Source organism: Sphingobacterium puteale (assembly GCF_050986225.1).
Classification (GTDB): Bacteria; Bacteroidota; Bacteroidia; order Sphingobacteriales; family Sphingobacteriaceae; genus Sphingobacterium; species Sphingobacterium puteale.
The window spans coordinates 3,302,391-3,323,375 of the sequence record NZ_CP158959.1 but is presented as its reverse complement, the minus strand read 5'-3'; the positions used below and the strand labels follow the sequence as shown (position 1 = coordinate 3,323,375).

Here is a 20,985-nt window from a genome sequence, read left to right as displayed (position 1 = left end):
TTGCATTTCCTTTAATAATTGTATTAGAACTACGGTTGGTTAGAGGTGAATACTTTATTCGGTAGTGTTAGCCGCACTACCGATTTTCATCCACCATTAGGCTTCTGTTATTATTCCATATTGATTTATTTTAATGTTTATTTAATCGGGTATAATTCTCTAAAGATCGGACATCATCGGATTAATCTTGATGTCCGATCTTTAGCATCGTCTGACTGTAAATAATATATGTAGCAGTGCATCCAGAAATTTTTAATAGGCTCCTCAATAAAGTGTTAATTTCTCACGATAATACTTCTTAAAGATTGTTTGTCCTGTGCCGCACTTTTTGATCCTTATAGCAGAATATCAAGAGAGTTACAATAATTGGTTTTATTAACAACGTGCTTATTTCGCTTGCTAAAATGTTTTATCTTTCAATAAACGAAGATATTTGTTTTCTTTGATCGAACTGTACTGTACTATCCTGCCTTTCGATGCTTCTATACTTCAGATAATAAATGGCAAGAATTCTAAATCTGCTTTTGTGGAGTATTGCAATCTGCGGTCATGCACGATCAAACAAAAACATAAAAAACTTTCGTGTGAATGGAGTGAGTTTTTTTCAGTAATTTGGATTTATAAAAATCTATATCGTCTAATTTCATGTCAAAAAAACGATATAATATGTTAAGTTAAGTCAATTATGGATGCCAAAGAAATGCTACGGGCACACATCGCCAAACATGCTATGCTCACAGATCCTGAATATGATTATGTATTTGAGCATTTTAAACCGCTGTCATTCAAAAAAGGACAGGTAATTATTCAGGAGGGTGATCAGGTAAATTATGAATATTTTGTAATTACGGGCTGCTTAAAGACATTCTATATCAATGAAGATATAAAAATGCACATCCTACAATTTGCTATGCCTACCTGGTGGGCGTCTGATTATAATGCCTTATATACGCAGTCCAAAGCGACTGTAAACCTGGACTGCATAACGGATGTCGAACTATTGTGCCTATCGAATGAAGACCGGGAAAAACTATGTGGTGAAATTCATCAACTGGAACATTTTTTTCGCTGGCGCACAAATGGTGGCTACGTGGCTTCCCAAAAACGTCTGCTATCCTTCATGAATAATAATGCCAAGACCCGATATGAAGAGTTACTGCAAATGTATCCCCAATTGTATAACTTAGTCCCGAAACACTTGATAGCGGCTTATCTAGGTGTGTCCAGAGAAACCCTGAGCCGTCTCTATAATGCCCAAAAAATGTGATCTAGATCACCTTGGATTGACTTGGTTAATAGCTTATTTTGGAAATAATTAATGCAGTTTAACATGTGGAACAACACAAAAATCAGTCAGTTATTGGGTATCGACTACCCCATTTTGCAGGGACCTTTTGGAGGTAATCTCTCTTCGGTCGAATTGGCGGCCGCCGTGTCCAATGCGGGCGGACTGGGCGGATTTGGCGCTTATACCCTCAGTCCGCAGGAAATTATCGATGTCAACGATAAGATAAAATCCGCAACGGCTGGCCCCTATAACCTGAATCTGTGGGTATCTGATACGGATATGGCCGACGATGGTATTTCTAATCAGCAATATGAGCGAGCCAAGGCAATCTTCGAACCTTATTTTGATGCGTTGAGCATTGATTTCCCTACGAAACCAGCGGCATTTCAATCTCGTTTTGCAAATCAGCTCGATGTGATATTGGATATCCGTCCAAAGGTTTTCAGTTTTATATTTGGCACTTTGCCCGTATCCGTAATGGAAGAGTGTCAAAGCAAAGGGATCATAACTATAGGGACGGCGACAACGTTGGATGAGGCAATTGTTCTGGAGAATTCAGGTGTAGGCGCCATCATCGCATCTGGATTTGAAGCAGGGGGGCACCGTCCCTCCTTTCTTGATAAAGCCGAATCGTCCCTAATGGGTACATTCACACTTTTACAACTGATCCGCGAAAAAGTGAAAACCCCGGTTATAGCTGCCGGTGGAATAGCAAATGCAAAAGGAATAACCGCTGCTCTGGTCTTAGGCGCGGATGCTGTCCAAATCGGAACGGCTTTTCTGGCCTGTGAGGAATCGGGTGCTATTCCACTACATCGTGATATGCTTTTTTCTGACCATGCAAAATACACTACCCTCAGCAGGGCCTATACCGGTAGACTTGGACGAGGGATTCGTTCTCTTATAACCAAACAATTGCCGGACGGCGAAATAGCAGCCCTCCCCTTTCCACTACAGACATCGATCATGTCTTCACTCCGAAAAGCTGCACTGGAACAGCAGCGGCCAGAATTTCTCTTCCTATGGAGCGGTCAGATCGCACCGATACTGAAACACCGAAATGCATCTGAACTAATGCAATCACTGATAAGAGAAACCACGGAACATGCTGACTTATTCAAAAAATAAACAACAGGGAGAGCAATTCCCACTAGAGCAGATTCCCCTCGCACAAGTTGCTTTCATCAAATCATCCTACTTTACAGTAGAGAATCAGAATGTGACATAGGTCACGTTATCAGTTCAACACAGTAGCGTTACTTTGTAGTATAATTTTTTCAACACATTAAATACAAGGTAATGAAAACACAAAAATTCATCATTTCAACGACAGAAAGCCGGATCAACTGGGTAGGCAAAAAAGTAACTGGCAGCCACAATGGTACAATAAATTTAAAAAGCGGTCAGCTCACATTAAATGACGGGGAAATTACAGCTGGGGAATTTATAGTAGACACCAGATCCATTAAGATAATGGATATAACAGATCCTGCCACGAATGCACAATTTGCCGGACATCTGGCTTCTGAAGACTTTTTTAATTCCGAAAAATATCCGGAAGCCAGCCTGATTATATCATCTTCAAATCATAATAGCTGCACCGCTGATCTGACAATTAAGGGAATTACACAGAAAGTAACATTTAACATTGATGTTATTGTTAATGACCAAACTTTGGCGGCGAAAGCAAGCGTTGTAATAGACCGGACTAAATATGATATGAAATTCCGTTCGGGCAACTTTTTTCAGAACCTTGGGGATACGTTGATCTACAACGAATTTGAACTTACTATTTCATTAACCGCCATAGCGAGCGAAAGTATCGCTGTTGCATAATAAGTAAAGATATGCCATTTATAAAAATAGAATTAACCAAAGAACATATTACCCGCGAACAAAAGCAACAGCTTATAAAAGGAATTACCGACCTGTTCACAACGATCTTGAACAAGGATCCCCACTTAACACATGTGGTTATCCAGGAAGTTGAACTGGACGACTGGGGCTACGCCGGTGAGCAAGTATCAATATTACGTGAAAACGGCATTACTGCCGATAAAAAATAGAACGATGAACACACAAACAATTATCATAACAGGAGCTTCGTCGGGTATTGGCGAGGCAGCGGCCAAATATTTTCTTGACCGAGGAGACAATGTTGTCATCAATTCGGCAACCCCCGAAAAGCTCGAACAAACGTTTTACAGGCTAGGTGGTGGTCCACGGCTGGCCCGGGTTGCCGGCGATATCAGTCATAAAGAAACTGGAGAACAGCTCGTTGATCTGGCTCTAAAACAATTTGGCAAAGTGGATGTATTGATTAACAATGCCGGCATTTTTGGGAATAGACCATTTCTAGAGGTGGATGAGAATTACCTTGACACTTTTTTAAACACCAACTTGAAAGGAACATTTTTTACCACACAAGCTGTAATGCCGGAAATGTTAAAACAGGAACACGGCGTGGTCATCAATATCGGGACGCCACTGGTAAACCATGCTTTGGGAGGTGCTCCCGCCACAGCACCTGTGGCAAGTAAAGGCGCCATCCATGCGCTCACTATACAATTAGCGGCTGAATTCGGTTGCCGAAATATTCGGGTCAATACAATTGCTCCGGGCGTGATCCGAACTCCGATGCACGGCGAAAATGGTGATAGCATGGCCGGTATACATTTGGTCAACCGGATCGGTGAAGTAGATGATGTCGCAGAAATGATTTACACAGTTGCAAAAAGCAACTTTATTAATGGTGCGATCATTAATGTCGACGGCGGTATGGGCGCCGGCCACAATTTAAAATAATGAAAATAATTATACTAACAGCTTTGCTTTTCGGTTTACGCCCGGATAGCAAAGCACAAATTAACACCGCGATGAATAATACAAATATGGACAGCTTAGCAATCAAAACGACCCTGGAGGATTACTATTTCCAGGGAATATATTTAGGGGATGTGCAACGCTTGGAACAGGCATTTTACTCCGATGCTTTACTTCTAGGTGATGTAAAGGGACAGCCTTATTTCAAAAGACTAGCAGAATATCTTGACGTGGTGGCGCATCGCCAAAGCCCAAAGGACTCTAGTCAGCCTTTCCATGGCGAAATTGTCAAAATTTCTGTCATAAACTCAATTGCTGTAGCAGAAGTGAAAGTTAAAATGTACCGTTATTACTACCATGAATTCCTTTCATTTCATCATATCAATGGCCAATGGCTAATCGTAAATAAGATGATGACAGACACAATGGATCAAGCATAGATATGGCTGTTCTACAACAACAATCAAATCACAACGAAGTAGCTTTTTATCTAAAAATTTCCATGGATTTTTTAGGTAAGCGATGAAGGCAGGCTGAAAAACAAATGAAAAAGATGAATAAACAAACAAATGATGGTTTTGCCAGATATGGCAGATATGACAGCAAAAGAACGGGTTTACTCATTGTTGATCCCTATAACGACTTTTTGCATCCCGATGGAAAATCGTATTCCAGATCAAAAGAAGTAATTGAAAAAATCGATTTGCTGAAAAATATGTCAACGGTAATGCGCGCTGCACGTGAGCTCGGCATACAGATATTATACGTCCCGCACCATCGTGCCGAACCTAATGACTATAAATATTGGAAATACCCGACATCCACACAGTTATCAACAGACGAGCGTCAGCTATTTGCCAAGGGTTCTTGGGGCGGTGACTTTCATCAGGACCTAAGTCCCACACCAAATGATATTATTATTAAAGAGCATTGGTCCCAAAATGGATTTATAAACACAGACCTTGACTTTCAGCTGAAACAACATGACATCGATCGCGTGATCCTTATCGGTATGTTGGCAAATTCTTGCATTGAAGCAACAGGTCGCATGGCGATGGAACTGGGATATCATGTCACTTTGATCACTGATGGAACTGCTGCGAACTCTTGGGAGCATATGCGCGCAGCACACGAAATTAATGGTCCCACGTATGCGCATGCAATCTTAAGCACAAAAGAATTAATTCACATTCTTGAAGGTAAGATCTAGCATTGTGTAGATAAATAAACCTCGTAAAATAACAAAAATAATATCCATATGAAAATCGCAGAAAAGATAGTAGATTCTAGTTTTAGCGCAGTCATCAACGCGCCAATTGAAAAAATAAATATTCCTGAATGGGTATTTAATCTATCCGATGCTCATCCTGGCAAAACAGGGCATCCCTTTCGAAATTTTTAAAACCCAACGCCAACCTATATCCATTGAACATAATCGGGGCGAGACACCATTATTTGCAGCGAGCTTGGAGCGTCAAGCTTTTAACCGACCTTCCCAATGCTTTACGCATGATCAGAATTTCGGCCCTAAGTTTTAAATACAGCGCTAAACCCAAAAAGTACGAATAAACGAGTGATATCTTTATTATTTTTTCTGAAATCTGCTGCAAATTATATCGTTTATTTTAGTTTTATAGGCAAAAGAGATACATTTGAACATAAACAAACGTCCTTATGAACAGTGCTACCTCCATCTTCGAATCGAACCATAAAAAATTAGGCCTGATTTCTTTCGATTCCTCTTCGCTGGATCTTGTTAACGGCGAAACTTTTCGGCATTATATCAAAGTATTGCTCGTTCCAGCGGGTTATGCACTGACCGTGGACTTCACTGCTTATGAAACCCAAAATCCCACATTGCTTTTCATTAATACCAATCAATATCTTGACGTTCAGTCGGCCAATGAAAATAAAGCCTTTTTAATCCATTACAACAGGGATTTCTACTGTATTCAGATCCACGATGAGGAGGTCGCTTGTGATGGGCTGTTGTTCAATAATATTTTTGAAAACCCGACAGTGGATCTGCAGGGCGATGAACTGCAAACAATTTCCCAACTATTCGCTCAGATCAGCGATGAGCTTCATGTTCAGGATCGCTCTTCAGAAGAAATGATCAGAACATACCTCAAACAGATTATCATCCGTGCGACGAGGCAGTGGAAAAAGCAGAACCTCCAAAACGAAAAGCTTGACCTCGTCAGCACGGATCAGGATTTTTTCAGGAACTTCAGCCGGTTGGTAAATATCCACTACAAGGAAAAACACAGTGTGGCCGATTATGCAGACCTGCTGAATCTGGCGCCGAAAACGCTTTCCAACAAATTCCATAAACTGAATCTTGAAAATCCGAACGAGATGATCAAAAACAGGATCGTCCTTGAGGCCAAACGCCTGCTCCTTTACAGCGAGCTCACCATAAAGGAAATCGCTTATCAATTGGGTTATGAAGACCCGGCTTACTTCAACCGGATTTTTACGCAGAAATCAGGGAAAACTCCTGCGGCTTTTCGGAAAGAAATTAAAAATTAGACCACAAAAGGAAAAAAGTACAATTTATATCGACTTTTTACTCTTTATTTCGATTGCCTATATGACATATCTTTGTCCTATAAGAAATTAACAATCAAAAATAAAGCGTATGAAACGTAATGCAACGGCCGTTTGGAACGGCACCATCAAAGAAGGAAACGGACATCTGACAACACAAAGTTCCGTTCTGAACCAGACCCAGTATTCATTCAACAGCCGTTTCGCTGAAGGCTTAGGCACAAATCCCGAAGAACTGCTTGCTGCGGCCCACGCAGGATGCTTTACAATGAAGCTGAGCCTGGGTCTCACACAGGCTGGTTATACTCCTGAAAGACTGGAGACAAAATCCATCATTACCTTAGATAATGGAAAGATCACACAGTCCGAACTGCTACTCGATGCAGAAGTGGACGGCATCTCGGCCGAAGAATTTGAAAAAATTGCCAGAGAAGCAGAAAAAACCTGTCCAGTAAGCACAGCATTCAGCTTCAAAATCATTTTAAACATCAACCTTAAAAAATAATCACAATGAAAACAATCTATTCAAAAGTTTTAACATTGGCGGCACTCGCCATCTTAAATTCCAATATCATGGCACAATCAAACCCAGCATCTCAGGACCCCAACATTGGCCGGGAAACAAGAGCATTCTTAAAAGCTTTGAACGGCGGCGGCGGAAAACCGCTGGAAACCCTCTCACCGAAAGATGCCAGGCTGGTTCTGGTTGGAGCTCAAAAATCGGTAAGCTTCGATTATTCCGATATCCAGGAGTCCGAAAAAACAATCATAGCGGACGGACAGACCATAAAAATCCACATCGTAAAACCCAAAGGTGCACAGGCCGGACTACCCGTATTTATGTTCTTCCACGGCGGTGGATGGGTTTTGGGAGACTACCCTACCCATAGAAGACTGGTTCGTGACCTGGTTGTCAACAGCGGTGCGGTAGCCGTTTTCCCGGATTACACGCCATCTCCGGAAGCCAGATTTCCGGTAGCCATCAATCAGGCTTATGCCGCGACAAAATGGGTCGCCGAACATGGAAAAGAAATCGGAGTTGACGCAAGTAAGCTTGCTGTTGCCGGAAACAGTGTCGGTGGAAACATGGCCGCAGTGGTTGCCTTAATGGCCAAAGACAACAATGGTCCCAAACTAAAACAACAGGTGCTCCTATGGCCCGTAACAGACTCAGACTTCAGCAGAGCTTCTTATACAAAATTTGCGCAGGAAAGATTTTTGACAACCCCATTGATGAAATGGATGTGGGACAATTATCTGCCTGACTTGAAAGAGCGGGACAACAAATACGCCTCACCACTGAAAGCTTCTCTGGAAGAACTGAAAGGTTTGCCTCCCGCACTTGTTCAGGTGGCCGAGAATGATATTTTGCATGATGAAGGTGTCGCATATGGAAGAAAATTGGATGACGCCGGTGTGCCAACGACTATTACTGAGTATAAAGGCTTTATCCACGATTACGGGATGCTGAATCCGCTGGCGCACATCCACGCTGTACAGGAATCCGTGCTGGATGCAGCAACTGTTTTGAAAAAAGCACTGTTTGCGAAGTAAAATACCCTGCATTGCCAAAGAATAACACCAAATGGTTTCACTGTTTGGTGTTATCTGGTTTTTGTCGTCCCCCCTTCCAACCATCTCAAGAAATCTGAAGAATTCGCTTTGCTGACAACAATAGTCTCTGGTGTTTCTACTGTAAGTCGACAAATAAGCTTTCGGGAAAAAAATCGTTCTATATTTGCAATAGAAAGGCGATTAATAATATACTGTCGATTCGCCCGGTAAAAAGATTCAGGATCAAGCATTCTCTCGAGCTCATCCAATGTCGAAGCCATGAAGTATTGCTGGTTCGTTAGCGTTATAATCCTGATCACTGTATTCTCCAAAAATAAGCAGGCAATATCATGTACTGAAATTGGTATTATCTTCTCACGCTGCTCCACGAGTATTGACTTTTTGTAAGAAGCCTTAAATTTTTCACTCAAGCGGTCAATAGATCTTTTTAAAATGGCCGGCTCAAAAACAGATTTTAAACGCTTGAGCTTTCCAAGGGCCTTCTCAACCATCACCTCAGTGATTGGTTTCAATAAATAACTAACGGCATTCGTTTCAAAGGCATCAAGCATATATTCGTCATAGGCCGTACAAAAAATGATCGGGCTATTTACAGTGACTTCGCTATAGATCTCAAAACACATCCCATCCGCCAATTGAATATCTGAAAATATCAGATCAGGAGAATCATGTTGTTGCAAATACTCAATACTCGCTTTCACAGAGTCAAGAATAGCTGTAACTTCGTTTTGTATATCAAGCTTTACCAAAATCCTTTCGAGCTCTTTGGCAGAATTTATTTCATCTTCTATGATCAGAATTTTCATGATTTTATAATGGGTAACTTTACGCTGAACACAGCCGTATTCTGCTCTATAATGATATCTTGTTTAAATAAAAGCTGATAACGGTTTAATAAATTATTTAAACCAACACCAGTCGAATGGTAGTTAGTTTTCTTTGGCAGCAGGCTATTGCTGACAATAATATTTTCGGAATCATTATATACATCTATAGCTAATGGACTATCAAGGGAAGCTACATTATGTTTAATTGCATTTTCAAGCAGCAACTGCAGGCTCAGTGGCGGGATCTTCGTCGGCAAGATACATTCGTCTATCCGAATGTTTATATTTAAAGAATTGCCAAATCTAGTTTTTATAATATATAAGTAGGAATTTATAAAACTCAATTCACTTTCCAGAGGAACAAGGTTCAATTTATTATGAATGAGCATATACCGGTAAACGTTTGCAATTTCAGAGACATAATCCTTCACTTTTACATCGTTTGTTATTGCACTTAAGGTGTTCAACGTGTTAAACAAGAAATGTGGATTCATTTGCTCTTTCAGATTGGATAAGTTAGCTTCCAGCTGCGATCGATTGAGCTTCTCTATTTCCAGACGACGCCTTTGGCTTTCTTCTACCAATTGCAGATAAAAAACTACAAAGAACTGCACAGTGCTGACCAATAAGCACCGTAGAATGACCAGGTACCAATTTAGATCCTCTTTTGCAATAGTAAAAGAAGATTCTTTAACAAATTTGTTGAAAATTACATCGACTACGATAGAAGTCAAACAGATAATCAAAGCGATAACTATAATTCTTAAAATATATTCTACCACAATCCATCTCGCCGCAAATATGGTGCGGTTAAGATAAAGGTGAAGGAGAAAAGCCAGTATCCCCGCAGTAAACGTATATCTGATTGTACGAGCGGCTAAAAACAAATTACCTGAGTGCAGATCTTCTGAGGTCAATTTTATCGGCAATATGGCAAGTCCTATTGCCAATGAAATTATCACACCCAATATTCGATACTGTTTTGACATACATTATTTTTAAATAGAAGAAAGCAAAAAAACATCAAAGAAAACTTAGAAATGCATGAATTAAAATCCCAGATAGTACCCGATCGCTGTCATAAAATCTGTTCAATAAAGATTCATTTAGTATCTGGTCAAAGGTACTAATTCTCCTCTTTTCGTAGGAATAAATAATAGCTTTGCCCGCCTGCTTCAATCGGCAATTTGCCCGCTTCATCTTAATTTCCCGTACTGATCGAACCTGATTTATCTTTATTTGCATGATACATAATGATGATACTGTGTAAATTTTAAGTCATAGCGTTAATCACATTTTAAAAAGATATCATAAACAAGCATTATTCATATGAGAACAGCATTAATAACCGGAGCAAATAAGATAATCTCCCTTGAAATGGCAAGAAAGCTAGCTGATGAGAATTATTTTGTCTATATTGGATGTTCTGACCTTGCAATCGGTGAACAGGTCGTCAAAGAACTCGCTGCTGAAGGTATTGGCACCGTAGATATTTTTTATGTAGACATCAGTAGCGAATCCTCGATAGACGCAGCGGGGCAAGAAATCGGCATACTGATCAATTCTTTGGATGTTCTGATCAACAACACCATTGATACGTTCTTTATGTCAACGTATGGTCTATCAGCTCATCCTGATTCCGGAAAAGGAATTTTTGAGGTTAACGATGCCGGGACCAAAGGCATTGTCAACAAATTGACTGAACTGCTAAGAAAATCCCTCAGCCCCAGAATAGTGAACGTCATATGGACCTCCAGTACACGAATCGGCACAAACCAATCCGCTCAAACATTCTTTCACCACCGCTTACTGGATCTTCAGCCTGCTATAGAACTGATGAGGTTGCAGACAGCCCATGTTGTGAATAAACCTCGAAAAACGAATTTTAAGATTGACACCATCGTCACGAGCGTCACGGGAATTGATCCCCATGATCATCAAGTCATTCAAAAAGTTAAAAATGAAAGTATTGATATCATTAAATATGCTTTAACCGGTAAGAAAGATCTTGGAAGCATTGCTGTATCCCTTGATATCGGTGGCGATGATAGCACCTGTGCGGCAGTGTGAATACTCGGAAATCCGGTCGAAAATACCATTCGTGACCAAAGGCCTTCCGAAATTCGTTTATAGATCTAATGGTCTATATATAAATAATTAGAAAATAAGGGTAATAAAATGCGATCGATAGGAATTCTTAAAGTATATGAACTAAATTTGAATTTAAAATTGCGCCACATGCCAAAAAGAGATCCCATTTTAGTGAACAGCATGGATTCCAGCAGCAGCATTGCCGTTGGAATATGGGACGGTTCAACGCCGGGCATCCTAAAAGCGCTGAATCCGCATCGGCATGACCATTATACCTGCATGCTTGTTGATGCTGGACAGCTGGAAGTCCTATTTGATTTTGAACAGCTGATCATGCCTGCCGGAACACTTTTTGTCTGCCCTCCGCACCAGGTCCATCAGATCACTAAGGCTTTAGGGGCATCCGGTTATTACATTTCTTTCGAAGGCCATCATATGACGAGGTCAGCCAGGGACATTCTTGATGCATCTCTAAATGAAACCATTATATTGTCCCTGTCAGCGGCCGAGCAACAATGGTTTAGGTCAATCCTGGACTCACTAAAAAATCTGGATAGTATAAACAATACCGCGAATAAGGAAGTGCAACAGCCCCTGCTGTCAGCTTTTATAACGCAGGCGGTAATTTGTCACCAGAGTAAATTAACAGCAGGGCCCATAAGTCATAGCCCTAGGATTATCAGTATCGCCAACGAATTCAGAAATCTCGTCAAGCGTGATTACCGCAGCCTTAAACGGCCCGCAGCATATGCCCAGCAGTTAAATATCACCGTGGCCCACCTAAATGATGTTATTAAAAAGGTGACGGGCTTATCGGCATCCGCACTGATCCAGAAGGAAATACTGAGCGAGGCACAGCGCCTGCTCTATTATTCACGATTGAGCATTAAGGAAATTGCGGTGCAGCTAGGCTATAAAGACACCAAGTACTTTATCAGGCTTTTCACAAAAAAAGCTGGACGGTCACCGGGCGATTACAGAAAGACACTACGCTCCAATCCAGACCTGGATTAGACAACCTATCCTATTCAACTCAAACACGGCTTATTTTTTTGTCCACCCTTTACCTTTGTTTGTCAGTTTTCCTGCATTCATTTTTTGATCAATTTTGTACTGTAGATAACAGTATATCTTTTAATATTAATTCTTAGGTCTTATGGAAGGTCATAATTTGGCAGCAAGCCCGACTTATAAATTATCAACCACACCTGAGGGAATTGTCGACTCTCTTTTGGATCATTTTAATTCCAGGGATATGGAAACCATGCTCGGCTTCTATGAGGATGATGCAGTCGTTATCAGTACCCGAGGTGAGCCCAGACGCGGAAAAATAGCGATCGCCCGTGAGCTGCAGCAGTCCTTCGGGTTTGGATTGCCGATGGAAATTGTTGCCCGGAATATTTATTCGACGGATAATCTGGCTTCACTGGTCCTGCATTGGAAAATCGCCGGGACAGGAAATAACGGCGAAAAAGTAAATATTACAGGAACTTCAAGCGATTACGCCAAGAAAGGGCCTGACGGATATTGGCGATGCTGGTTTGGAAATCCATTCGGCGTGCAGGTACGCAGCTTATTTTAATCAATTTTACAAATTTAAATAGTTCAGATATGAAAATCTTAGTAATCGGTGGTACAGGTCTTACCGGGAGACTGGTCACAAAAAAGCTGGCAAACCTTGGTCATCAGGTGGTCATTGGCTCGCCTTCACATGGAGTGGATCTCATGACGGGAGAAGGTCTTTCCCAGGCGCTGGAAAATACAGAGATCGTAATCGATCTATCCAATTCCTCCTCTCCTGAAGAAGAGAATGCAATCCACTTTTTTCAGACCGCAGGAAAAAATCTGGTAAAAGCGGAGCGGACCGCAAACATCAGGCATCACCTCGTACTTTCCATTGTCGGAACGGACGATGCGCTGGAGATAGGATATCTTCGGGCAAAGAAATATCAGGAAGACAACATCAAGAACTCCGGAATACCTTATACAATCATTCGTTCGACACAGTTTCACGAGCATACCGATGCCATCATTGCCGTTCAGGGACAGGGTGACGAGGTATTTGTTTCGAAGATCGACTATCAGCCCATTGCCCTGGAAGATGTCACAGACTACATTGTGCAGTTTGCACTCCAGGAGCCTAAAAACGGTACGGTAGAGATTGCGGGGCCAACAAGGGCAAATATGGATGATTTTGTCGCGAAATATATCGAGATATCCGGAAAGCCTATAAAGGTTGTTTCTGACGAGGATAGCAAATATATGCATCTTACTGTTCCTAAATCCCTGCTTGTTCCTGCTGGGCAATATAATGCTGGCAAGATTCATTTTGAAGATTGGGCGTTTAGCACTTTGGAAAATTAAATTCGGTTCTTAACGTGCCCATTATATTATAATTGTTTCCTAGATAACAAGATGCAGGCCATTGACTGACCTGCATCTTGTTATAATACAGTATGCTGGGCTCATACAGCTAATAAAAAAGGTCTTACTTGACCATGAGTTTTTGGTTGATAAAGGCTTTCGGTGCTTTATCATACTTGATTTTTTTAGAAAGTTTTACTGGCAAAGAACGTGCAGCGCTTAGTATCATTGATGATATTGGCAATAAATCGACAGTGCTATCTTCCTAATTTTGTATTAGTTTTTAATACAGAAAAATGAAAGCAGTTATTTTAAAAAAGCAGGGTGATGTTTCGCAATTGGAATTAAAAGATCTACCCGTTCCTAGTCCTGGTAAAGGTGAAGTATTGGTAAAAGCAAAGGCTATAGGAATCAACCCTACAGATATTTATGCCAGGACAAATGTAGCATTGGATTATATATTTAACGGTGAATCACCTAAAATACTGGGCTGGGATGTTGCGGGTGATATTGTGGAGCTGGGTGAAGGTGTATCAGACTTTGAAGTAGGAAACGCAGTTTTTGGTCTGCTCAATTTCCCGACTTCCAGCAGCCCGGGACATGCCAAAGGGTATGCAGAATATGTAGTTGCCCGTATCAGGGATATTGCGCTGAAACCGGAAAATATCTCTTATCAGCAAGCTGCCGCTGCGCCTCTTGCAGCTTTAACGACTTGGCAACCTCTAAATAAAGTCAAAATTAAACCCGGAGACCGAGTTCTGATCACAGCAGCAGGTGGCGGTGTCGGGCATCTGGCCATTCAGATTGCGAAGAGCTTCGGAGCATATGTTATTGCGATAGCCTCAGGTTCAAAAAAAGAGCTCCTTATGGAGCTTGGTGCAGATGAATTTATAGATTATCAGACAACAAATTTTCTGGATATCCTTCAGCCTGTGGATTATGTAATTGAGGCCTTGCGTGATGAACATATCGAGCAGACCATCAAGTTGCTAAAGCCGGGCGGAAACCTACTGAGTTTATGGAACCACATCGAGGGAACAAAATGGGAAGTTTTGGCAAAAGAAAAAAATGTCAACATTTTCTACAACGCAGTAATATCAAGTGGAACGGACATAAAAGCTTTGGCCCATTTAATGGGCAAGGGTATCCTTCGACCGCACGTTTCAAAAACATTTAAACTTGAAGAAATGGCGCTAGCTCATCAGGAAATGGAGACAAACCATACAACCGGTAAGATTGTTGTTAGTTTGCAGTAGGTTTGCAGCATGATAACTTTTGGCAGATATACTGCTTGATTGCCCGGTAACAAAAAATCTTATCAGAATTGATAAGATTTTTTGTTTAAAAGCCAGAAGATAAACTTATTGAAAGCGCTAGATACTTTCAATAATTAATTTACGGTGCCTTTTTCCCCACTCGATCATCTGGTTTATCAGTAAGGCGTATTCTTTGGAATATTCAGTAAATTCGTATTCGATGATGACAGGACTGTCAGAATACGCTCTTCTTGTAATAATCTTATTATCCAGAAGCTCTTTTAAACTCCTGGATAGCATTCTTGTGGTAATCCCCGGAATACTGCGTTGAATATCCTTAAAATGCTTATTGCCACTGCAGATTGAAAACAGAATGGGTAACTTCCACTTCCCTCCGATCACATATATGGTGTCCTGCAGGGCCCGCGTATTTTCTGCGGTCAAAGGAATGACATTAATATCTTTCATATTTTTTTATTAAAATTATTAAAATATTTTCAACGATCAGGCAGTCAACTCGTTGATTTTTTTTGCTCTTAAATTTAAATCTTAGGTGGTTCCTCCCGTGATACTGCCAGGCTAACAGTAAATAATAAAACCTTAAATTTGTCTATCAAGCGGTGTGCATTACAGTTTTTATTACGATGGGCAGAAAAAAAAATTTTATTGAAGAAGATATACTGGACAGATCGATTGTTCTTTTTCAGCAGCTGGGTTATCATGCAACCTCACCTGAAGAACTCGTCAACCACCTTAAGATCAGCCGCTCAAGCCTATATGCAACATTTGGTGACAAACGCGGTCTTTTAATAAGGGCTCTCCATCGTTATTCAAAATTAACCACTGACGCCCTTGAGCAGATCAGGCGCAGTGCCAAAAACCCGAGGGAGGGTATCAGCAAGATCTTCGATCTGGCTGTCAAAGGATGCTACCAACCCGGAATGCCCAATGGATGTTTCCTTGTTAACTCCATCATTGAGTTCGGTCCGCACGATGAGCAGGCCCTCCAGATCATCCGGCAAAGCTACAACGACAGCAGGGATGCAATCTTACATTTCCTGGAAATGCTCAAGAACTCCTCTCCTTCGCACAGCAATCTCGATATAGAAACTGTCACCGACTCTTTGATAAACACTATGTCAGGAATAGTCGTATCCACCAAAGCGGGAATGGATGAAGAGGCCTGCCGCAAAATGATCGGACACACACTTTCCATTTTAAAATGATAAAAAACCGGGTTCCATTTCAGAAACCCGGTTCCCCTTATTAATTAATAGTAGTCTAAACCAAAATATCCAATATGGTTCTTATAAGCTGAAGTCTGGTGATCTTCCACCCTTGTTCTGTTTTAAGCAGTTCTAGATGGTAATGACCAAAACCATGCAGCTTTTTGTAGGGAATCTCTTCCCGCTTAGCAAAGTTGATCAGATCTTCCATTGCCCATATCGCTGTGGCACGGTGTTCGGACAACAGTTCAATTTCTGGGCTATGCACATGATGGACAGAGCGGCCACCTTCCAGCACAGGTGCGGTGACATTCACCATTTCTTCGGGACTGTTAAACTCAAAAAGCCGCTCGCCTTTTTCTCCTTCGAAGAGCATATGGGCATTTTTGTCAAATAATTCTTTAAAGGAATCCCACTGTTTTGTATCGACAAACCTGGTGTAGCGGGCCATTACGTTTTTGATCTCGACAATTGCAGTGAGATCTTCATGACTTAAATTTTTCATAGCCATACGTTATGCGCTGATACCGCCGTCAATTACGATACTGCTACCGGTAATATAGGAAGATTCAGGTCCGGCAAGGAAGTTTGCAAGTGCAGCAATTTCCTCCACCTTTCCAAGACGCTTAAGCGGAATAGCATTTGTATAAGCCTGACGGATCTCCTCGTCTTTTGGCATCATATCCGTATCAGTTGCGCCGGGCAGAATTGCATTCACTGTAATATTTCTTGAGCCGAGATCCCATGCAAGCCCTCTGCTGTATGCCGAAACCGCAGCTTTGGTCGCAACGTAATCAGCCATGCCGGGGCCTCCAATTCTATTTCCACCAACGGAGCCTATGTTGATGATTCTTCCGCCATCGGGCATAAATTTAATAACTGTTCTAACCGCTTCAGCTACGGCGCGGATATTCACGTCTATCATCTTATCGTAGCCTTCAACCTGAAGGGACGCTTGGTCGATTGTTCCCGGAATGGCAACAGCGGCATTATTTACAAGGATATCAATCTTTCCGAATTTGGCATTAGCCTGATCCAGTGCATTCTCTAAACGTCCTGCTTCTGAGGCATCAGCATGGATTGCAAGCGCTTTTACCCCCTGCGCTTCTATTTCCGCTACCATCTTTTCAGCTTTTTCTGCTGAGTTGGCGTAGGTGAATACGACATTGGCTCCTTCGGAAGCAAAACGTCTGACAATTGCTTCTCCCATTCCTCTTGTACCGCCTGTTACAAATGCGGTCTTATTTTCTAGTGTTTTCATTTGTTTTAAAGTATTTTTCAATTACTGGAATTTTAGTTCCAAAATTAATCATTATGAGAATCACTTTTTAAGTTGGTATCACCAATGATATTTAAACCAGCGGGCTTATAAACTAATTTCTAACTTTGTAGATCCGATGTAATTAACTTTTCGGTTTCCCGAAAACCAGATACAATACAGAATAAAAGTATTAGGCATCTCACTCTGCTGTCGGGTTTGCTAAGTCTTGGTTTTTAGCCCTTTTTGCTTCGAGTTTAAGAAAACGCTTCAGTTAATGGAACCTCTAATAGGAAGATTGGGGAAGATTATAAGACCATTCCACCGTCCATAAGGATTTCCGTTCCGGTCATGAAACTTGCCACATTGTTATCTGACAGGTAAATAACAGCTTTCGCTACATCTTCCGCAGTTCCCATTTTTTGTAAAGGGATTCCGCTGATTAACCATTCATCAAGACCTTCCAATGTTTTTTCGTCCAATCCTGCTTTGGTCATAATCTCCGTTTTTGTAGGCCCCGGACTGACCAAATTTACTCTGATTTTTCTTGGTGCCAATTCTGCGGCAGCGGTTTTTGCAATGGAATTCAATGCTGCTTTGCTTGCCTGGTAAATCGAACTATTTGGTTTAGAGGTGGTCGCAACGTTGGATGAAAGGAACACCACTGAGGCACCATCATTCAACAGGGGAATAAATTTGCTCAAGGTAAAATAAGCTCCTCTGAAATTAATACCCATTACATTGTCAAAATTCTCGGCATTCATATTTTCGATCGGACCTAAAGTTCCCGTGATTCCGGCATTGATAAACAGGATGTCAACTTTTCCGAATTGCTTTTCAACTTCGGTTTTGAAATGATCAATGTCATCCAATTTTCCCTGATCCGCCACAAAAGATATGGCCCCTAACTCTTCAGCAGCCTTTTCAATGGCTTCTCTTCGTCTACCGGTGATAATTACTTGTGCTCCTTCTGCGATTAACTCTTTTGCGGTTGCATATCCTATTCCGCTGTTTCCACCTGTTACGATGGCTAATTTGTTATTCAACTTTTTCATTTCTTTGATTTTTTTACAAAGTTATAAGGGAAATGGTATACTTTTGTTATCAGTATAACGGAGTATATCAGTATCATTGATTATATCATTTAACTTTGTAACCATGGAAAGAGATCAGACTGAAGAACTTAGAGCGTTGCAGGACACCCTTTATTTCATTGGAGGTAAGTGGAGAATCCCTGTCATTAATTCGCTTTGCAATGGCAACCGACGTTTTCGCGAAATTGAAAGAAGTATCCCCGGGATTACGACAAGAATGCTTTCAAAAGAACTGAAAGATATGGAGTTAAATAAGTTGGTTAAACGAACTGTTTATCCCGATACTCCTGTTTTAATTGAATATGAACCCACTGCATATTGCAGGACTTTCGGGAATATTATTTCGGAAATGATTATTTGGGGTAGAGAACATCGAAAAATGATTGTGGAAGATAAGGTTTAGAATCGTATTCTATGTACTACCATCAGCTAAAAAGTCGCTGATGGTAGTACTGCGCTGATAGATCTCCTTTTTTATTTAATGAAAAGCTTGAAAAGGTCTTCAGCTCCGGCGTTGAACTTTTTGCCATTAACATAAAACGATGGTGTCCCATTGACTCCGCTGATAACTCCGCCCTGAAAATCGGCATCGATTTTATTCGCCAACTCCTCTTTTTGTATATCGGATTTAAACTTTTCCATATCTAATCCTATTTTTTCTGCTATTTTAAAAAGATACTGCTCGTCAAGGTTCCGCTGATTTTCGTAAATGGCATCGTGCATTTCCCAAAACTTATCCTGCAAAGAAGCAGCTTCTGCAGCGATCGCGGCCGGAAGCGCATATGCATGCATTTCTGAAAGTGGGAAGTTTCTAAATACAAATTTCACCTCTCCGCTAAATTTTTTCAAGAGCTTCTTTAGCACCGGATAAGCGGCTCCACAGTAAGGACATTGATAGTCACCATACTCTACGATAACTAAATCGGCATTTAGATTGCCTTGGGCGTGGTCAGTTGTACTGACAGGTATTTTTAATGACATAACTATTTTATTTTAAGATTTTCAAGAGCTTCCAATATTCCATCTGCACCGGGATTTACCGCCGTCGGTGATTTGTAGCTCCATTGGATGATACCTTCTTTATCGATTACAAAAAGAGCGCGGTTGCACTGCCCTTCATTCTCATTATAGACATCGTATTTCCTTGCTACCCCACCCTTTGGCTCAAAGTCTGCAAGTAGCGGAAAGTGTAGTTTACGGGACTGCGAAAAAGCCAGATGGCACCATTTGCTGTCCACAGAGATTCCGAACAGTTCTGCGTCATACTTTTTGAAGTACTTGAGCATTTCATTGTACAGTGCCATCTGATCACTGCAGACTGGACTCCAATCGGCAGGATAGAATGCTAAGATCACGTTACGGCCCTTAAATTCGGATAATGTAACTTTCTGGTCTGGTGTTGCAAATAAGGTAAAATCTGGTGCAACAGTATTTTGTTCGAACATAATTTTATTCTTTAATAGTTGATATAGGAAATATAAATGCCGCTGCCAGTAGTCAAACCGCGGACAGAAAAACTTTCTTTTCAGGCAGCATAAGTTTTATTTTTTAGGTTGAATAAAAATCTTTTTTGTTGGAAATTTTTCAATCTCTCCATCCGTCAGCCCGAAATTTGTCACCACGACATCTTTAGGGTTGCCTGAAAGCCACTCGCTCAGATCAATAGACTCGTATTTCCCGCTGTTAAATCCGATAAGAACGCGACATACCGTATCACCTGTATTTTTAATATAGTGTCCGGCTCCTATGGGTACATAGCCTACGTCACCTGCATTGAACTGTTCAGTGACTACAGTACCCTCGGCAAGAAAAACAGACATCTGCGCCTGGCCAGAAATATAATACTGCCACTCGTCGGCATTCGGATGCCAGTGCATTTCCCGAAGTGCCCCAGGCTGCAATTCAAGAATAGAACCGGCCATGGTCGTACTGATCGGAAACTCTTTACTTGTAACCAATCGCTGAAGACCACCTCCGGGAATGATTCTAGGCTGTTGTGCGTGAAGCGGATAACGATGTAAATTAGTAAGCTCTATATCAGATTCTTCTGGTCTTGCAGCAGCATTAAACGACAATTCATCCGGGACAATACCTGCGGCGAAATAGGCTTCTTTTTTCGGCAGCTCAGCAACTTCTTCCAAAGTCAACCCTAAATTCTGAGCGACAATTTCTGGAGGCATACTGGCAACGAAGTCAGTTACGCTAAACGTGTGGTCTTCGGAAAAATTACCGTTGTCAAATATCAGGATGAAGTGACACTCTTCAGTTCCTGTTGCCTGAATTGAATGTCCATAACCTTTCGGAAAATACCATACATCACCCGGCTCAAAATTGTCGGTATAGCTATGACCGTCCGGATGAATAATGGTCGTACGAACGGTTCCTGAAATGACGTAGGCCCATTCAGCAGCATTTGCATGCCAATGGAGCTCTCGCATACTACCCGGCTGTAATCGCATCGACACACCTGCGATTCCGATCGAAGCTGGGAAGTCAGTTACAGAAGCACCTCTGGTGGTGCCACCATCGTTTGTGCGTGGTTCTTTTTTTTCTAATTCATACTTGAAGCTTAATGATGCCGTTTTCATAATATTATTTTTTTAATGATTGATCTTCCTCTTTTTTACTAAAGT

General features: G+C 41.3%; 27 protein-coding genes. 18 read left to right on the top strand and 9 right to left on the bottom strand.

Translation table 11 applies throughout. The features are described from left to right. Positions 1-685 precede the first annotated feature (685 nt). The 11 genes from ABTV71_RS14170 (at position 686) to ABTV71_RS14120 (ending at position 8,215) form a co-directional block, all read left to right on the top strand. A complete protein-coding gene (locus ABTV71_RS14170; RefSeq protein ID WP_121123334.1) occupies positions 686-1,267 on the top strand; it encodes a Crp/Fnr family transcriptional regulator in 582 nt (193 codons plus the stop codon). A 63-nt stretch (positions 1,268-1,330) separates the two neighbouring features. Next, on the top strand, positions 1,331-2,416 hold the full coding sequence (locus ABTV71_RS14165; protein ID WP_433903641.1) for an NAD(P)H-dependent flavin oxidoreductase: 1,086 nt from the start codon (positions 1,331-1,333) through the stop codon (positions 2,414-2,416). A gap of 171 nt (positions 2,417-2,587) precedes the next feature. Then, entirely contained in the window at positions 2,588-3,124 is a 537-nt protein-coding gene (locus ABTV71_RS14160) for a YceI family protein (protein WP_433903640.1), read from the top strand. An 11-nt stretch (positions 3,125-3,135) separates the two neighbouring features. Continuing rightward, positions 3,136-3,354: a tautomerase family protein gene (locus ABTV71_RS14155; protein WP_121123328.1), complete on the top strand. Its 219-nt coding sequence runs from the start codon at positions 3,136-3,138 to the stop codon at positions 3,352-3,354. Between the two features lie 4 nt (positions 3,355-3,358). Continuing rightward, positions 3,359-4,093, top strand: coding sequence for an SDR family NAD(P)-dependent oxidoreductase (locus tag ABTV71_RS14150; protein WP_433903639.1), 735 nt, complete (start codon positions 3,359-3,361; stop codon positions 4,091-4,093). Beyond that, positions 4,093-4,551, top strand: a complete 459-nt coding sequence (locus tag ABTV71_RS14145) for a nuclear transport factor 2 family protein (protein WP_433903638.1) — start codon at positions 4,093-4,095, stop codon at positions 4,549-4,551. Before ABTV71_RS14150 ends, ABTV71_RS14145 begins: the two co-directional genes overlap by 1 nt. A 113-nt stretch (positions 4,552-4,664) precedes the next feature. Next, entirely contained in the window at positions 4,665-5,321 is a 657-nt protein-coding gene (locus tag ABTV71_RS14140) for an isochorismatase family cysteine hydrolase (RefSeq protein ID WP_433903637.1), read from the top strand. A 48-nt stretch (positions 5,322-5,369) separates the two neighbouring features. Continuing rightward, positions 5,370-5,513, top strand: coding sequence for a hypothetical protein (locus ABTV71_RS14135; protein ID WP_433903636.1), 144 nt, complete (start codon positions 5,370-5,372; stop codon positions 5,511-5,513). A 272-nt stretch (positions 5,514-5,785) separates the two neighbouring features. Beyond that, a complete protein-coding gene (locus ABTV71_RS14130) occupies positions 5,786-6,643 on the top strand; it encodes a helix-turn-helix domain-containing protein (protein ID WP_433903635.1) in 858 nt (285 codons plus the stop codon). Positions 6,644-6,752: 109 nt separating this feature from the next. Further along, entirely contained in the window at positions 6,753-7,166 is a 414-nt protein-coding gene (locus tag ABTV71_RS14125) for an OsmC family protein (RefSeq protein ID WP_433903634.1), read from the top strand. A gap of 5 nt (positions 7,167-7,171) precedes the next feature. Beyond that, positions 7,172-8,215, top strand: a complete 1,044-nt coding sequence (locus ABTV71_RS14120; protein WP_433903633.1) for an alpha/beta hydrolase — start codon at positions 7,172-7,174, stop codon at positions 8,213-8,215. A 50-nt stretch (positions 8,216-8,265) separates the two neighbouring features. On the opposite strand, the gene ABTV71_RS14115 is transcribed toward ABTV71_RS14120, so the two are convergent. Together ABTV71_RS14115 and ABTV71_RS14110 are read right to left on the bottom strand one after the other, a co-directional pair. Next, complete coding sequence (locus tag ABTV71_RS14115; protein WP_433903632.1) at positions 8,266-9,042, bottom strand: LytR/AlgR family response regulator transcription factor; 777 nt, start codon at positions 9,040-9,042, stop codon at positions 8,266-8,268. Continuing rightward, positions 9,039-10,052, bottom strand: coding sequence for a sensor histidine kinase (locus ABTV71_RS14110; RefSeq protein ID WP_433903631.1), 1,014 nt, complete (start codon positions 10,050-10,052; stop codon positions 9,039-9,041). The genes ABTV71_RS14115 and ABTV71_RS14110 overlap by 4 nt, the downstream gene beginning before the upstream one ends. Before the next feature lie 340 nt (positions 10,053-10,392). On the opposite strand from ABTV71_RS14110, the gene ABTV71_RS14105 reads away from it, so the two are divergent. The 5 genes from ABTV71_RS14105 to ABTV71_RS14085 all read left to right on the top strand — a co-directional run bounded on the left by ABTV71_RS14105 (position 10,393) and on the right by ABTV71_RS14085 (position 14,774). Beyond that, on the top strand, positions 10,393-11,133 hold the full coding sequence (locus tag ABTV71_RS14105) for an SDR family NAD(P)-dependent oxidoreductase (RefSeq protein ID WP_433903630.1): 741 nt from the start codon (positions 10,393-10,395) through the stop codon (positions 11,131-11,133). A 168-nt stretch (positions 11,134-11,301) separates the two neighbouring features. After that, the gene (locus tag ABTV71_RS14100; protein WP_433903629.1) at positions 11,302-12,168 is read left to right on the top strand and encodes an AraC family transcriptional regulator; all 867 of its coding nucleotides are present in this window, start codon (positions 11,302-11,304) and stop codon (positions 12,166-12,168) included. Positions 12,169-12,310: 142 nt separating this feature from the next. After that, entirely contained in the window at positions 12,311-12,736 is a 426-nt protein-coding gene (locus ABTV71_RS14095) for a YybH family protein (RefSeq protein ID WP_433903628.1), read from the top strand. A gap of 29 nt (positions 12,737-12,765) precedes the next feature. Next, positions 12,766-13,518: an SDR family oxidoreductase gene (locus tag ABTV71_RS14090; RefSeq protein WP_433903627.1), complete on the top strand. Its 753-nt coding sequence runs from the start codon at positions 12,766-12,768 to the stop codon at positions 13,516-13,518. A 296-nt stretch (positions 13,519-13,814) separates the two neighbouring features. Next, a complete protein-coding gene (locus ABTV71_RS14085; RefSeq protein WP_433903626.1) occupies positions 13,815-14,774 on the top strand; it encodes an NADP-dependent oxidoreductase in 960 nt (319 codons plus the stop codon). A gap of 117 nt (positions 14,775-14,891) precedes the next feature. Here the strand turns inward: ABTV71_RS14085 and ABTV71_RS14080 are convergent, their stop codons facing one another. Further along, positions 14,892-15,242 carry a winged helix-turn-helix transcriptional regulator gene (locus ABTV71_RS14080; RefSeq protein ID WP_172393480.1) on the bottom strand — a complete coding sequence of 117 codons (351 nt, stop codon included), beginning with the start codon at positions 15,240-15,242 and terminating at the stop codon, positions 14,892-14,894. A 176-nt stretch (positions 15,243-15,418) separates the two neighbouring features. Between ABTV71_RS14080 and ABTV71_RS14075 the strand changes: the two genes are divergently transcribed. Continuing rightward, on the top strand, positions 15,419-16,000 hold the full coding sequence (locus ABTV71_RS14075; protein ID WP_433903625.1) for a TetR/AcrR family transcriptional regulator: 582 nt from the start codon (positions 15,419-15,421) through the stop codon (positions 15,998-16,000). Between the two features lie 55 nt (positions 16,001-16,055). On the opposite strand, the gene ABTV71_RS14070 is transcribed toward ABTV71_RS14075, so the two are convergent. The 3 genes from ABTV71_RS14070 to ABTV71_RS14060 form a co-directional block, all read right to left on the bottom strand. Beyond that, entirely contained in the window at positions 16,056-16,505 is a 450-nt protein-coding gene (locus tag ABTV71_RS14070; protein ID WP_265713931.1) for a nuclear transport factor 2 family protein, read from the bottom strand. Between the two features lie 9 nt (positions 16,506-16,514). Next, entirely contained in the window at positions 16,515-17,261 is a 747-nt protein-coding gene (locus ABTV71_RS14065) for an SDR family NAD(P)-dependent oxidoreductase (protein ID WP_433903624.1), read from the bottom strand. A gap of 305 nt (positions 17,262-17,566) precedes the next feature. Further along, positions 17,567-18,313, bottom strand: coding sequence for an SDR family oxidoreductase (locus ABTV71_RS14060; protein WP_282636099.1), 747 nt, complete (start codon positions 18,311-18,313; stop codon positions 17,567-17,569). Positions 18,314-18,416: 103 nt separating this feature from the next. Here ABTV71_RS14060 and ABTV71_RS14055 point away from each other — a divergent pair, with 103 nt between their 5' ends. Then, positions 18,417-18,755: a winged helix-turn-helix transcriptional regulator gene (locus ABTV71_RS14055; RefSeq protein WP_282636100.1), complete on the top strand. Its 339-nt coding sequence runs from the start codon at positions 18,417-18,419 to the stop codon at positions 18,753-18,755. Between the two features lie 71 nt (positions 18,756-18,826). Here ABTV71_RS14055 and ABTV71_RS14050 read toward each other — a convergent pair whose 3' ends face one another. The 3 genes from ABTV71_RS14050 to ABTV71_RS14040 all read right to left on the bottom strand — a co-directional run bounded on the left by ABTV71_RS14050 (position 18,827) and on the right by ABTV71_RS14040 (position 20,940). Further along, positions 18,827-19,333, bottom strand: coding sequence for a DsbA family protein (locus ABTV71_RS14050; RefSeq protein ID WP_433903623.1), 507 nt, complete (start codon positions 19,331-19,333; stop codon positions 18,827-18,829). 2 nt (positions 19,334-19,335) lie between these two features. Further along, positions 19,336-19,797, bottom strand: a complete 462-nt coding sequence (locus ABTV71_RS14045) for a redoxin domain-containing protein (protein WP_433903622.1) — start codon at positions 19,795-19,797, stop codon at positions 19,336-19,338. Positions 19,798-19,893: 96 nt separating this feature from the next. After that, positions 19,894-20,940, bottom strand: coding sequence for a cupin domain-containing protein (locus tag ABTV71_RS14040; protein WP_433903621.1), 1,047 nt, complete (start codon positions 20,938-20,940; stop codon positions 19,894-19,896). Between the last annotated feature and the right edge of the window lie 45 nt (positions 20,941-20,985).